The 12238-nt window shown below is 60.7% G+C and carries 14 protein-coding genes; 9 read left to right on the plus strand and 5 right to left on the minus strand.

The genetic code is table 11. The annotated features are described in order from the left end of the window. Positions 1-3: 3 nt before the first annotated feature. The 6 genes from thpD to RHM62_RS03845 all read left to right on the plus strand — a co-directional run bounded on the left by thpD (position 4) and on the right by RHM62_RS03845 (position 4524). The gene (gene thpD / locus RHM62_RS03820; RefSeq protein ID WP_322124247.1) at positions 4-924 is read left to right on the plus strand and encodes an ectoine hydroxylase; all 921 of its coding nucleotides are present in this window, start codon (positions 4-6) and stop codon (positions 922-924) included. A 64-nt stretch (positions 925-988) separates the two neighbouring features. After that, positions 989-1834 (plus strand): ectoine/hydroxyectoine ABC transporter substrate-binding protein EhuB, encoded by an 846-nt coding sequence (gene ehuB, locus RHM62_RS03825; RefSeq protein ID WP_322124248.1) that lies wholly within the window; start codon positions 989-991, stop codon positions 1832-1834. Positions 1835-1846: 12 nt separating this feature from the next. Beyond that, on the plus strand, positions 1847-2503 hold the full coding sequence (ehuC, locus tag RHM62_RS03830; RefSeq protein WP_322125310.1) for an ectoine/hydroxyectoine ABC transporter permease subunit EhuC: 657 nt from the start codon (positions 1847-1849) through the stop codon (positions 2501-2503). After that, on the plus strand, positions 2500-3165 hold the full coding sequence (gene ehuD / locus RHM62_RS03835) for an ectoine/hydroxyectoine ABC transporter permease subunit EhuD (protein WP_322124249.1): 666 nt from the start codon (positions 2500-2502) through the stop codon (positions 3163-3165). Before ehuC ends, ehuD begins: the two co-directional genes overlap by 4 nt. A 12-nt stretch (positions 3166-3177) precedes the next feature. Continuing rightward, positions 3178-3954 carry an ectoine/hydroxyectoine ABC transporter ATP-binding protein EhuA gene (gene ehuA, locus RHM62_RS03840; protein WP_322124250.1) on the plus strand — a complete coding sequence of 259 codons (777 nt, stop codon included), beginning with the start codon at positions 3178-3180 and terminating at the stop codon, positions 3952-3954. 69 nt (positions 3955-4023) lie between these two features. Next, positions 4024-4524: a LapA family protein gene (locus tag RHM62_RS03845; RefSeq protein WP_322124251.1), complete on the plus strand. Its 501-nt coding sequence runs from the start codon at positions 4024-4026 to the stop codon at positions 4522-4524. Here RHM62_RS03845 and RHM62_RS03850 read toward each other — a convergent pair whose 3' ends face one another. From RHM62_RS03850 to RHM62_RS03860, 3 genes are all read right to left on the minus strand, one after another. After that, positions 4525-4821, minus strand: coding sequence for a hypothetical protein (locus tag RHM62_RS03850; protein WP_322124252.1), 297 nt, complete (start codon positions 4819-4821; stop codon positions 4525-4527). A 52-nt stretch (positions 4822-4873) separates the two neighbouring features. After that, complete coding sequence (locus RHM62_RS03855) at positions 4874-5494, minus strand: flavin reductase family protein (protein ID WP_322124253.1); 621 nt, start codon at positions 5492-5494, stop codon at positions 4874-4876. A gap of 66 nt (positions 5495-5560) precedes the next feature. Beyond that, on the minus strand, positions 5561-6106 hold the full coding sequence (locus tag RHM62_RS03860) for an acyloxyacyl hydrolase (protein ID WP_322124254.1): 546 nt from the start codon (positions 6104-6106) through the stop codon (positions 5561-5563). 232 nt (positions 6107-6338) lie between these two features. On the opposite strand from RHM62_RS03860, the gene RHM62_RS03865 reads away from it, so the two are divergent. Next, entirely contained in the window at positions 6339-7262 is a 924-nt protein-coding gene (locus tag RHM62_RS03865; protein WP_322124255.1) for an NAD(P)-dependent oxidoreductase, read from the plus strand. 6 nt (positions 7263-7268) lie between these two features. Here the strand turns inward: RHM62_RS03865 and RHM62_RS03870 are convergent, their stop codons facing one another. Both RHM62_RS03870 and RHM62_RS03875 read right to left on the minus strand, forming a co-directional pair. Further along, on the minus strand, positions 7269-8261 hold the full coding sequence (locus RHM62_RS03870; protein ID WP_322125311.1) for a DUF2891 domain-containing protein: 993 nt from the start codon (positions 8259-8261) through the stop codon (positions 7269-7271). Further along, positions 8258-9451, minus strand: coding sequence for a M20 aminoacylase family protein (locus tag RHM62_RS03875; protein WP_322124256.1), 1194 nt, complete (start codon positions 9449-9451; stop codon positions 8258-8260). The genes RHM62_RS03870 and RHM62_RS03875 overlap by 4 nt, the downstream gene beginning before the upstream one ends. Positions 9452-9599: 148 nt before the next feature. On the opposite strand from RHM62_RS03875, the gene RHM62_RS03880 reads away from it, so the two are divergent. Together RHM62_RS03880 and RHM62_RS03885 are read left to right on the plus strand one after the other, a co-directional pair. Continuing rightward, positions 9600-11195 (plus strand): ABC transporter substrate-binding protein, encoded by a 1596-nt coding sequence (locus RHM62_RS03880; protein ID WP_322124257.1) that lies wholly within the window; start codon positions 9600-9602, stop codon positions 11193-11195. A gap of 63 nt (positions 11196-11258) precedes the next feature. Further along, positions 11259-12236 carry an ABC transporter permease gene (locus tag RHM62_RS03885; RefSeq protein WP_322124258.1) on the plus strand — a complete coding sequence of 326 codons (978 nt, stop codon included), beginning with the start codon at positions 11259-11261 and terminating at the stop codon, positions 12234-12236. Positions 12237-12238: the final 2 nt, after the last annotated feature.

A 12238-nucleotide genomic window follows, 5' to 3' on the forward strand; every position in this document is an offset into this window, starting at 1 on the left:
CCCATGCTGTTATCCCAAGACGCTTACAAAAGCCGTGCCCAGAGCACCGCCGCCATCCTGAAACGCAATGAACCGGTCGTCTACGACGAGGTCATGACCAGCAGCGCCCCGGCACTCAATGCCGCGCAGCGCGATGTCTACCGCGAGAACGGCTTTCTGATGTTGCCCGACCTGTTTTCAGCCGACGAAGTCACCGGCCTGTACGACGAAATGCAGCAAATGCGCGGCGACTTTACCGCCACCGGCCGCGCCGAAGTCATCGCCGAACCGGGCAGTGGCGAAGTGCGCTCGATCTTCGATGTCCACAAGCTCAATGCGCTGTTTGCCAACCTGGTGCGTGACCCGCGCGTGCTCAATGTGGCCCGTGAAATTCTCGGCAGCGAGGTCTACATCCACCAGTCGCGCATCAACTACAAACCTGGCTTTACCGGCAAGGAGTTCTACTGGCATTCGGATTTCGAAACCTGGCACACCGAAGACGGCATGCCGGCGATGCGTGCGCTGAGCTGCTCGATTCTGCTGACCGACAACAGTGACCTCAATGGCCCGCTGATGCTGATCCCGGGTTCGCACCGGCATTTCATTTCGTGCCTCGGCGAGACCCCCGAAGACAATTACAAGAAGTCCCTGAAAAAGCAGGAAGCCGGCGTGCCCGACGATTTCCTGTTGCGCTATCTGTCGGACCTCGGAGGGATTACTTCCTGCACCGGCAAGGCCGGATCGGTGGTCTTTTTTGACTGCAACACGATGCATGGCTCGAACGGCAATATCACGCCGTACCCGCGCAGCAATCTGTTCTTTGTCTATAACAGTGTCGAGAACCAGCTGCAGGCACCGACCGATGGTCTGGCACCACGTCCGGGGTACATCGCCGTGCGCGATGACGTCGACGCGCTCGAACCCGAGCCATTCGTCCTGCCCTGATAGAAGCCTTCCGCATCGTTTTGCACGGTGCGGTCCCCCTCATCTAACATCGAAAGGCGTCGTCATGAAAACCTATATTCAACTTCCCGCTCTTGCCCTGTTTGCCGTTGCCGCACTGACCCTGAGCCTGCCCGCCAGCGCCGAAACCACGCTGGAGCGCATACAGCGCACCGGTGAAGTCCGCGTCGCGTATGCCAACGAAGCGCCGTTTGCCTACACCACAGCCAGCGGCAAGGTCACCGGTGAATCGCCGGAAATCGCCAAGATCATTTTTGCCAAGCTCGGTGTGCCTAACGTCAAGCCGGTACTGGTGGAGTGGGGCAGCCTGATTCCGGGTCTGATGGCGGGGCGTTTCGATGTCATTGCGGCCGGCATGTACGTCACGCCGGAACGCATCAAGCAAGTCCTGTTCACTGATCCGCATTACCAGCTTGCCGATACGCTGCTGGTGGCAAAAGGCAATCCGCGCAAGCTGCGCAGTTATGCCGATATCGCCGCCAATGACAAAGTCAGGCTGGCCATCATGGCAGGCACTTCCCAGTATGCGTACGCCATTGCTGCCGGCATACCGGACAGCCGCATCATGCAGGTGCCGACCACCACCGCGCAATTGCAGGCCGTGCGTACCCGTCGCGCCGATGCTGCTGTCGGGACCGCACTGACCATGAAAGCGCTGGCTGTCAAAGGGGGCGCGCGTGTCGCGGCTACCACCGACTTTGCCGATGATGTATCGCATATCGGTTACGGTGCACTGGCGTTTCGCCAGGACGACCAGACACTGCGCGATGCCGTCAATGGCGCGCTGCAGGAATGGCTAGGCAGCCCCGAACATCTGGCTACTGTCGCGCCGTTCGGTTTCGATCGCAGCAACCTGACCAAAAAAACGGTCGCCGAGATAGCGGCGCAATAAGTGCGTGACACACTGACGACCCTGATGCCTCTGCTGCTACAGGGAACGCTAGTAACGTTGCGGATTACTGCCTTGGCCGCCGTGCTGGCCACGGCACTGGCGCTCATCGCTGCCGTGGCCAAGCTATCGCCCTGGCGCGGTGTGCGCTGGGTGGCCAATATCTATATCGAAGTGTTTCGCGGGACTTCGCTGCTGGTGCAGCTGTTCTGGTTGTTCTTCGTGCTGCCACTACCTCCGTTCGATGTGCGGCTCACGCCGTTTTCGGTCGCGGTACTTGGCCTGGGACTCAATATCGGTGCCTATGGCGCCGAGGTCATGCGGGGTGCCTTGAGTTCGGTGTCGCGCGGACAAATCGAAGCGGCCGTGGCGTTGAACATCTCGCCGTTTCACCGCTTCTTTAACATCGTGCTGCCGCAGGCACTGGCCAACGCGATTCCGCCGTCGACCAATCTGCTGATCGAACTGCTCAAAGGCACGTCGCTGGTCTCGCTCATTACGCTGGCAGATCTGACTTTCCGCGCCAACCAGCTGGTCGAAGCGACCTTCAGGACCACGGAGATTTTTACGATTGCACTGGTGATTTATTTTGTGATTGCGCAAGCGATCAACTTGCTGATGCGTCTGCTTGAGCGTCGCCTGACACGCGGCATCGTCAGGGGGCATGCATGAATAACGACACCCTGTTTGACTGGCAGTTCGCGTGGCAGATTTTGCCTGATCTGCTGCATGCGTCCTTGACGACCATTGGCATCACGCTGGTGGCCTTCGCCTTGGCGCTGGTGCTCGGCCTGGTGCTGGCCATGATGCGACGCTCTCCGCTGCGCCTGTTGGCGTGGCCGGCTACCGCGGTGATTGAATTCATCCGCAGTACGCCGCTGCTGATCCAGCTGTATTTCCTGTTCTATGTACTGCCCGATTACGGCTTGACGATGTCGGCACTGACGGCAGGTATGGTTGGACTGGCGCTGCACTATGCGTGCTACGTCGCCGAGGTGTACCGGGCCGGTCTGGACAGCGTGCCGCGCGGTCAGTGGGAAGCGGCCAAGGCGATGAGCCTCGGTCCGTGGAACGTCTATCGCAGCATCGTCCTGCCGCAGGCCATCCGTCCCATCGTTCCGGCGCTGGGCAATTATCTGATTGCGATGTTCAAGGACACGCCGGTACTGTCGGCGATCACTGTGGTTGAACTCATGTTGCAAGCCAAGAATATCGGTTCGCAATCGTTTCGTTACATCGAGCCAATCACGCTGACGGGTATTTTCTTCCTGCTCATCAGCCTGGTGGTCGCGCTGCTGGTACGCCGGCTCGAAGCGCAATTGCGCATGCCATAAAGGACTCCTGAAATGACATCTCCTCTGATCCGCTTTCGCGGCGTAACAAAACGGTATGGCCCGCTGACGGTGCTCGACAATCTGGATCTGGATGTGGCGCGCAATGAAAAAGTCGCCATCATCGGACCCAGCGGGTCCGGCAAGTCGACCTTGTTGCGGGTGCTGATGATGCTCGAACCCATCGATGACGGCGTCATCGACGTTGATGGCGAACCGCTCACGCACATGGACCGCAATGGCACGCTCGTGCCGGCCAGCGAAAGCTACAAGCGCAATGGCCGTCGCAACATCGGCATGGTGTTCCAGAACTTCAATTTATTCCCGCACATGACTGCGCTGGAAAACACCATCGAAGCCCCGCGCAAAACGCTGGGCCTGACCAAACAGGCGGCCACCGAGCGCGGCGTCGAACTGCTCGACATGGTGGGCCTGTCCGACAAACTCGACCACTATCCGTCGCAACTGTCCGGTGGCCAGCAGCAGCGTGTCGCGATTGCCCGTGCCTTGGCGATGCGGCCGCAAGTCATGCTGTTCGACGAAGTCACCTCGGCGCTCGATCCCGAGCTGTGCAGCGAAGTGCTGAACGTGATTCGCCGTCTCAGCGACAAGCACGACCTGACCATGCTGATGGTGACGCACCAGATGGGATTCGCCCGCGAGTTCGCCGACCGCGTCTGCTTTTTTTCGGAAGGAAAAATTGCCGAGCAGGGCACCTCCGAAGAAATCTTCGGCGCGCCAAAACATGAGCGCACGCAAGCCTTCCTCAGTGCGGTGATGGATGCGGCATAAGCGACGCAGGTCGCACAGAAGGCCGGTAGTTCGACCGTACAATCGGTTTTTTTGATAAGGAGTTGGAACATGAAAGCACGCACCCTGATTTTGCTGATCGTGCTGGCCGCGATTGCCGGTTTTGCCGCACTCAACTGGAATGCATTCATGGCACCGACGACGCTATCGCTCGGCGTGGCCGATATCCAGGCGCCGCTCGGCATCGTGATGCTGGGATTGATGAGCGCGCTGATCGTGTTCTTCCTGATCTTCGTGCTGTACTTGCAGACCTCGGTGCTGTTCGACACGCGTCACCACGCGCGTGAATTGCGCAGCAACCGCGAGCTGGCCGATCAGGCCGAAGCCTCGCGATTCACCGAGTTACGCGCTGTCATTGACACGGGGCTGAAGCAGCAGTCGGAAGCCGACCTGGCCTCGCGTAACGCCTTGCTGGCACGGATGGATGAGCTCGATACCTCCTGGAAGGCCTCGCTGGAGCAGACCGAACTGACGCTCAGCGCCAGCATCGGCGAACTCGAAGATCGCCTCGACAGGACTGCCGGCGGCGTGGTCCTCGAGCAGGCCCGCTGATCAGGCCAGCTTCAGGCGCAAACGGGTTGCTGTCAGCAGGGCAGTGTTGTACGGATGCAGGTTTTCGATAAACAGCATCTCGGCTTCGGCTGGTTCGGTCAGGCACATTTCCAGCATGACCGGACCGTCGTCCTCGACGCCCAGGAAATCCTTGCTCCAGCGATTCTTGCGGTGGGTGCGCAAAATTTCGCAGCCCAGTTCGGCTAGCGGCACGGCGACGCCCGCTTCGATGGCAGCCAGTTGCCATTCATCCCAGAATGCGTTGTTGTTGGTGCTACTCGTGACTTGCTCATTCATGCGTTGGTGTGTCCTTAAAAAGGGAGAGGTGTCCGTGCCGACAGGATGTCGTTCAGGTGGGACGGCCCATCCTGAATAATTGTTCCGGCCCGACCGAAAAATAATCTGCCGGACCGCCGCCACGCAGCACATGGCCGGCGCGGCCCGTATTGTAGACGCCATCATCGAGCAGGGCATGGGCAATGTGGACCGCCACGACTTCGCCGAGGATCAGCCAGGTCGGCACCTTCACGCCATCGATGCCTTGCAGCTGGAGGATCTGCGTGCAGCGGCATTCGAACGAGACCAGGCTCTCGGCCACGCGCGGCGGCTTGATCAGCCGTGACGCGACCGGTGTCAGGCCGGCCAGCTCGAACTCATTGACTTCGGGCGGCACCGGCGCGCAGCTGCGGTTCATCGCATCGGCCAGTTCGCGGGTCACCAGATTCCAGCCGAATTCGCCGGTCTGCTCGATATTGCGCACCGTATCCTTGTAGCCGACGCTGGCAAAACCGACGATGGGCGGCGTGTAATTGAAGGCATTGAAAAAACTGTACGGCGCCAGGTTCAGTGCACCCTCGCTGTTGCACGATGAAATCCAGCCGATCGGGCGCGGTCCGACAATTGCATTGAACGGATCATGCGGCAAGCCGTGGCCGTTGCGGGGTTCGTAGAAATGAAAGGCATCAGACATCGTGTGCTCCGGGGGGCAGCGACGGCCGGCAACAAGCCGGAGCCATCGCGGGAAGGACGGGGTGGATCAGAATTTGTAGCCGACGCGTGCCAGCACCAGGTTCACGCCGTTATTGGGCTGCTTGATGCCGCCGTTCGAAAAGTGCGTGACGCGCAAGGACAGGTCGAGTCCGCTGACCGTGGTGAAGCCCAGGCCCAGATGCGTGCCGAATTGCAGGTGGCCCGAGAGGCGGCGACCGAAGTTATCGTAGACCTCCGAATTCAGATGCGGTCCGAGGCCGGCTTCGGCATACACGCCCTGATGGTTCAGACCCTGCCAGCGCAGCGTTGGCGTGAAGCCGATATCGCCGAAGGTCTGGGTCGCACCGGGCCGGTTCTCGAACTGATTGCCGCGCCAGACCGCACCGGTCAAGTCCCAGTAACCCCAGATTTCGGATTTGTCAGAACGCATCCATGTTTGTTCCATGTTCCATTGCAAGCCAACGCGATAGAGTTGCGACTTGTTGCCGGTGCCGACTTCGGCCGAGACAGAATCAACCGCAAGTGCGGAGCTGCTCGCGGCGCAAAGAACGCAAGCGGTAATCAGTGCTGTGAGGCCTGTTGTCATGTGCATGCAAATTCCCGATAAATAATGAGGCAAGATGGTTTCTTGTTGATGAAGCCCATAAGTTGCAGCTAGAATATCGCCGCTTTTTAATGGGGCCCATTATCGCCAGTAACGGCCGGACAATGCAATGGCCGGCCGGCCAGCCAGGGGTCGAAAAAAAAATTAACTTTCCGGGCCGTGCGGCACGGAAAACCTACCCTGTACACCGTCTGCCGACGGTGCCTCTTGAAAGTCTCCCGTGACCCAGCAAAACAATCCTCCCCGACACTCCCCGTGCATCGCCTTTCTTGGTATCGGCCTGATGGGCGCGCCTATGGCTGCCCGCTTGCTGGAGGCCGGTTACCGCGTGACGGTATGGAACCGCACGGCGGCAAAAACCGCTGCGCTGGTCGCCGCCGGTGCGATCCCGGCGGCGACGCCCGCCGCGGCGGTCGGCGCGGCGGATCTGATCATCACGATGCTCGACGCCGGGCCGGTGGTCGCCGACGTCATCGCGGCCGCCACCGCAGCGATCAAGCCGGGCGCGCTGGTGATCGACATGAGTTCAACCCGTCAGGACGAGGCGCTGGCCTTGCATACCACCTTGGCCACGCACGGTATCGCCTGCCTCGATGCGCCGGTATCCGGCGGCGTGCTCGGTGCGCAGGCAGGTTCGCTGGCCATCATGGTCGGCGGAGCGGTGGCCGATTTTGAGCGGGCACGCACGGTGCTGCAAGTGCTGGGCCGGCCGACGCTGGTGGGCGGAGCGGGTTCCGGCCAGGTCGCCAAATTGTGTAATCAGCTGATCGTCGGCGCGACGCTGAACGTGATTGCCGAAGCGCTGTTGCTGGCACAGGCGGCGGGTGCCGATCCGGTGGCTGTCAGGCAGGCGCTGCGCGGCGGATTCGCGGAAAGCCGGCTGCTGGAGGTGCATGGCCAGCGCATGCTGGACCGCGACTTCCGTGCTGGCGGACAAGTGCGCAGCCAGGCCAAGGATATGGACAATATTCTGGTTGCGGCTGCCAATGCCGGCATCAGCTTGCCGCTGGCAGCGCTGGTCCAAGCCGGATACCGCGCGCTACCGGCGACGCTGGCCGGAGCCGACCAGTCGGCCATTCTGCTCGGGCTGGAGCAGGCCAATCCGGGTCTGCGGCTCGGCCGGCGCGACGATCAGCTGAGCTGAATTTGGCTAAGTCAGTGCCAGTGCCGCAAAGCTGGCCAGCCAGTGCGTGCCGACATAATCGCCGCCCGCCGCATGCGGCATTGACGCGGCCAGATGCCGCTCGATGGCCAGCGCCACCGGTGCCTGCAGCGACACCGGCAAGGCTGGACGCAGCAGCGTCCAGCACCACGCCCGCGACAGATTCAATCCATCCAGATGCGCCATCTTCGGATCGCTGCGGTCGCTCACGGCGACTGGTTTCAGCCAGCATTGCAAGGCCTCGGCAGTCGGATGAAAGCGCTGCCACCAGCCGACCAGTTCGTCGGCATCCAGCACGCGCTGCATCAGTGCGGCTTCAACCAATCCGCCTGACAGGAAGTCATCACCACCCGGTTCATACCCGGCGGGATAATCCTGATCGTCGCCGTACCAGTTGCGCGCACTGCGGATGATCCGGTCGCGCAAGGCGACTTGTCCGGCGGTCTCGGCATAGTCGAGCGCCAGCAGCAAACCGAATGCGCTGTTGGCATGCGTGCCGGCCCGGATCGGGAATTGCGCCAGCGGCAGGAACTGCAGATAGCGGTCGGCAAACGCATCGGCCAGCGGTTGCAGCGCATCGCGCCACGCGACGGCGCGCGGCCGGGTGCGTGCGATATCGATCAGTTCGGCCTGCAGTTTGAGCAACCAGGCCCAGCCGTAGGTGCGCTCGAAGGTCGTGCGCGACGGCTGGTGCAGATAAGCGATTTCGGTGGCCACATGGGCGCTGGTGAACTGGCGATCGAGCAGGGCGGTGATCTCGCCGGCCTCCGGCAGATCGGGCTGGCGATGCAGCAGGCGCACCAGCAACCAGTGCATGTGGACCGCCGAATGCCAGTCGTAGCTACCGAAAAAAACCGGATGCAGGTCGCGTGGCGAGCGCACGTCGACTGCCGTGTTGATCACGTGATCGAGCTTGTTCGGATATTCCCGGGCGATGTTGTCGAGCGCGATGCGGGCGTAGGCCGAGGCCGGCAAGGTCATCGGCATGGCAGCGCTGCTTCAGCCAGGTTGACCCAGTAACTCGCGCCTATCGGCAGCAAGTCATCATTGAAGTCGTAGCTCGGGTTGTGCAGATTGCACGGACCGAGGCCGTGGCCGCTGTCGCGATGGCCGCCTTCGCCATTGCCGATGAAGACATAGCAGCCCGGCAGGGCTTGCAGCATGAAGGCAAAATCTTCCGACCCCATCGTCGGCTCGACGCTGGCATTGACGCTGTCTTCGCCCACCATCTTGCGCAGCACATCGACCGCAAACGCGGTCTCGGCAGGATGATTGATCAGCGGTGGATAGTTGCGCTTGAAATCGAAGGTGATGGTCGCGTCGAAGGCTGCGGCGGTATGCGTGGCGACATCGCGCATGCGCTGTTCCATCAGGTCGAGCACCTCATTGGTGAAGGTACGCACAGTGCCAATCAATGTCGCTTCGTCGGGGATCACGTTGGTGGCGCTGCCCGAATGGATTTGCGTGATCGACAGCACGCCCGCATCGAGCGGACTCTTGTTGCGCGAGACGATGGTTTGCCAGCCCTGCGCAATCTGCACCGCGACCATGATCGGATCGATACCCTTGTGCGGTTGCGCGGCATGCGCGCCCTTGCCCTTGATGATGACTTCGAACTCGTTCGACGAGGCCATCATCGGCCCCGGCGTGACACCGAAGGTGCCGACCTTCTGGCCCGGCCAGTTGTGCATGCCGTACACCGCTTGCATCGGACAGCGCTCGAACAGGCCGTCCTCGATCATCCGTCTGGCCCCGGCACCGCCTTCTTCGGCCGGCTGGAAGATCACGTAGACGGTACCGTCAAACGTGCCATGCAAGGCCAGATGCCGGGCCGCGCCCAGCAGCATCGCGGTGTGGCCGTCGTGACCGCAGGCGTGCATTTTTCCATCGATCGTCGAGCGGTGGGCAAAGGTGTTCGACTCCTGCACCGGCAGCGCATCCATGTCGGCGCGCAAGCCGATGGCGCGACTGCTGGTGCCGCGCTTGATGATGCCTACCACGCCGGTGACACCCATACCGCGCAGTACCGGGATGTCCCACTCGGTCAGTTTGCCGGCGACGACATCGGCAGTGTGCTGCTCTTCGTAGCACAGCTCCGGATGGGCATGGATATTGCGTCGTATTGCTTGTAGCTCGGAATGGAATTCAACGATCGGGTCGATCAATTTCATGGCTATCACCTGAGATGTGGGCGGAAGGGGAGGGCTGACGTTGGCGTGACACCGGGTTTTTTTCTGCCGGTAACGTCGGGTTGTTTTGGTTTTACCTTGTATATTACGCCAGCACCGTCAGAGTGTGTTCAACCTACTGGAGAGCTTTATGCGCTTGTCGTCATCCTCGAAATTCGTCACGAAAAACCTGCTTGCCTCAGCGCTCGCTGCGCTGTTTGCCTTTGCCGCCCCCGCCGCCATTGCGCAGGAATTCAAGCTGGCGATGAGTTCGCCTCCTACCTCGATGGACCCGCATTTCTATAACCTGTTCCCGAACCTGAACGTTGCCGACCATATGTTCGAGACTCTGGTCACGATGGATGCCGACAGCAAGGTGATCCCTGGTTTGGCCGAATCCTGGACTCTCATCAACGACCTGACCTGGGAATTCAAGCTGCGCAAGGGCATTAAATTCCATGACGGCAGCGACCTCACCGCCGATGACGTGGCCTGGTCGATGGAGCGGCCGTCGTTGATCGTCGGCAGCCCAGGCAAGATGGATGTCTACACCAAGGCCATCATCAACAAGAAAGTCATCGACGCCAACACGATCCGCTTTACCACCAAGGAGCCGTATCCGCTGCTGCTGGCCGACCTGACCTCGATCTATATCGTCTCGCGCAAGGCCACCACCGGCTTGTCCAGCGATGACTTCTCCAGCGGCAAGGGAATGGTCGGTACCGGTCCGTACAAGTTCGTCAAATTCCAGCGCGACGACCGCCTTGAGCTCGATCGCAACGAGAGCTACTGGGGCAAGAAACCGGCCTGGTCGAAAGTGACCCTGCGCTTTATCCCGAACGGTTCGACCCGTCTGGCTGCGCTGCTGGCCGGCGATGTGCAGGCGATCGAAAACGTGCCGACGCCGGACCTGGCCCGGGTCCGCGCCGATCCGAACATCGCGCTGTACTCAAAGGTCTCGCATCGCCTCATTTACCTGTTCCCGGATACCGTGCGTGACAAGTCGCCATTCATGACCGACAAGGACGGCAAGCCGCTCGACAAGAATCCGTTGAAAGACCAGCGCGTGCGGGCGGCCCTGTCGATGGCGATCAACCGTGATGCGATCCGCGACCGCGTGATGGAAGGCTTGTCCGAGCCGACCAACAATCTGGTTCCGGCTACGCTGTTCGGCAATAATCCGGCGCTCAAGGTCGTCAAGTACGACCCGGAAGGCGCCAAGAAATTGCTGGCGGCCGCAGGCTATCCCGACGGTTTCGGTATGACTTTGCACACGCCCAACAACCGCTACGTCAACGATGAAAAAATCGCCCAGACGCTGGCGCAGATGTTCTCGCGCATTGGCGTGGCGACCAAGGTCGAAGGACTGCCGATGTCGATTTATTCGTCACGCGGTGCCAAGCAGGAGTACACGATCGGCCTGCTCGGCTGGGGTGCGCAGACCGGCGAAGCCTCGTCACCATTGCGGGCACTGGCCGCTTGCGACAATCCTGCCAAAGGTTTGGGTGGCTTCAACTGGGCCAAGTACTGCAATCCGAAAATGGACGAACTACTGATGAAGGCGCTCAATACGGTCGATGACCCGGCCCGCCTGAAACTGCTGCAGGATGCCACCGCCATCGTCATCAACGACGGCGGCCTGATTCCGATTCACCAGCAAGTGACCACCTGGGCCACCAAAAAAGGCATCGCCTACATCCCGCGTACCGACGAGCGTACCCACGCTTATCAGTTTATTCAGCAATAACCGACGTGCTATCACGCCCGCTACGCGCGGGCGTGATGCTGTCTCCGGATTCAGGTTTCTTCCATGCTCGTATTTATCATTCGCCGACTGCTGCAAAGCCTGGTCGTGCTGCTGGTCATGTCGTTGCTGGTGTTTGTTGGCGTGTACGCGATCGGGAACCCGATCGACATGCTGATCAGCCCCGATGCCGACCAGATGGATCGCATTCGCACCATTGCCGCTTTCGGACTCGACAAGCCGCTGTGGGAACAATATTTTATTTTCGTCAAAAATGCGCTGAGCGGTGACATGGGCAACTCGTTTGCCTTTTCGACGCCGGCACTGACGCTGATTTTTGAACGCATGCCGGCCACGATGGAGCTGGCGGTGTTCGCTATCGTGATGTCGATAGGCCTCGGTATTCCGCTCGGCCTGTGGGCCGGCCTGCGGCCAAACGGTATTGCCGGCAAGTCCATCATGGCGGTCTCCATCCTGGGTTTTTCGCTGCCGACATTCTGGGTCGGCCTGATGCTGATCATGGTGTTTGCGGTGCAGTTGGGCTGGTTGCCATCGAGCGGTCGCGGGGCGACCACCTTGCTGCTCGGCGTGCCGGTCAGCTTCCTGTCGGTCGATGGCCTGCGCCATTTGCTGATGCCGGCATTTAACCTGGCGCTGTTCAATATCGCGCTGGTGATCCGGCTCACGCGGGCCGGTGCACAGGAAGCGCTGCTGCAGGATTACGTCAAGTTCGCCCGCGCCAAGGGCTTGTCGAGCACGCGCATCATCGGCGTGCATGTCCTCAAAAACATCCTGATCCCCATCGTCACCGTCATCGCGCTGCAGTTCGGTTCGATCATCGCGTTTGCCATCGTCACCGAAACGGTGTTTGCCTGGCCGGGCATGGGCAAGCTGATCATCGATTCGATCCGCTTCCTCGACCGTCCCGTGATCGTTGCTTACCTGATGCTGATCGTCGTGATTTTCATCTTCATCAACCTGGTGGTCGACGTGGTGTATTCGCTGCTCGATCCACGAGTGCGCTTGTCCGACACCAAAGGCTGACC

The organism is Actimicrobium sp. CCC2.4, from assembly GCF_034347385.1.
Taxonomy (GTDB): Bacteria; Pseudomonadota; Gammaproteobacteria; order Burkholderiales; family Burkholderiaceae_D; genus Actimicrobium.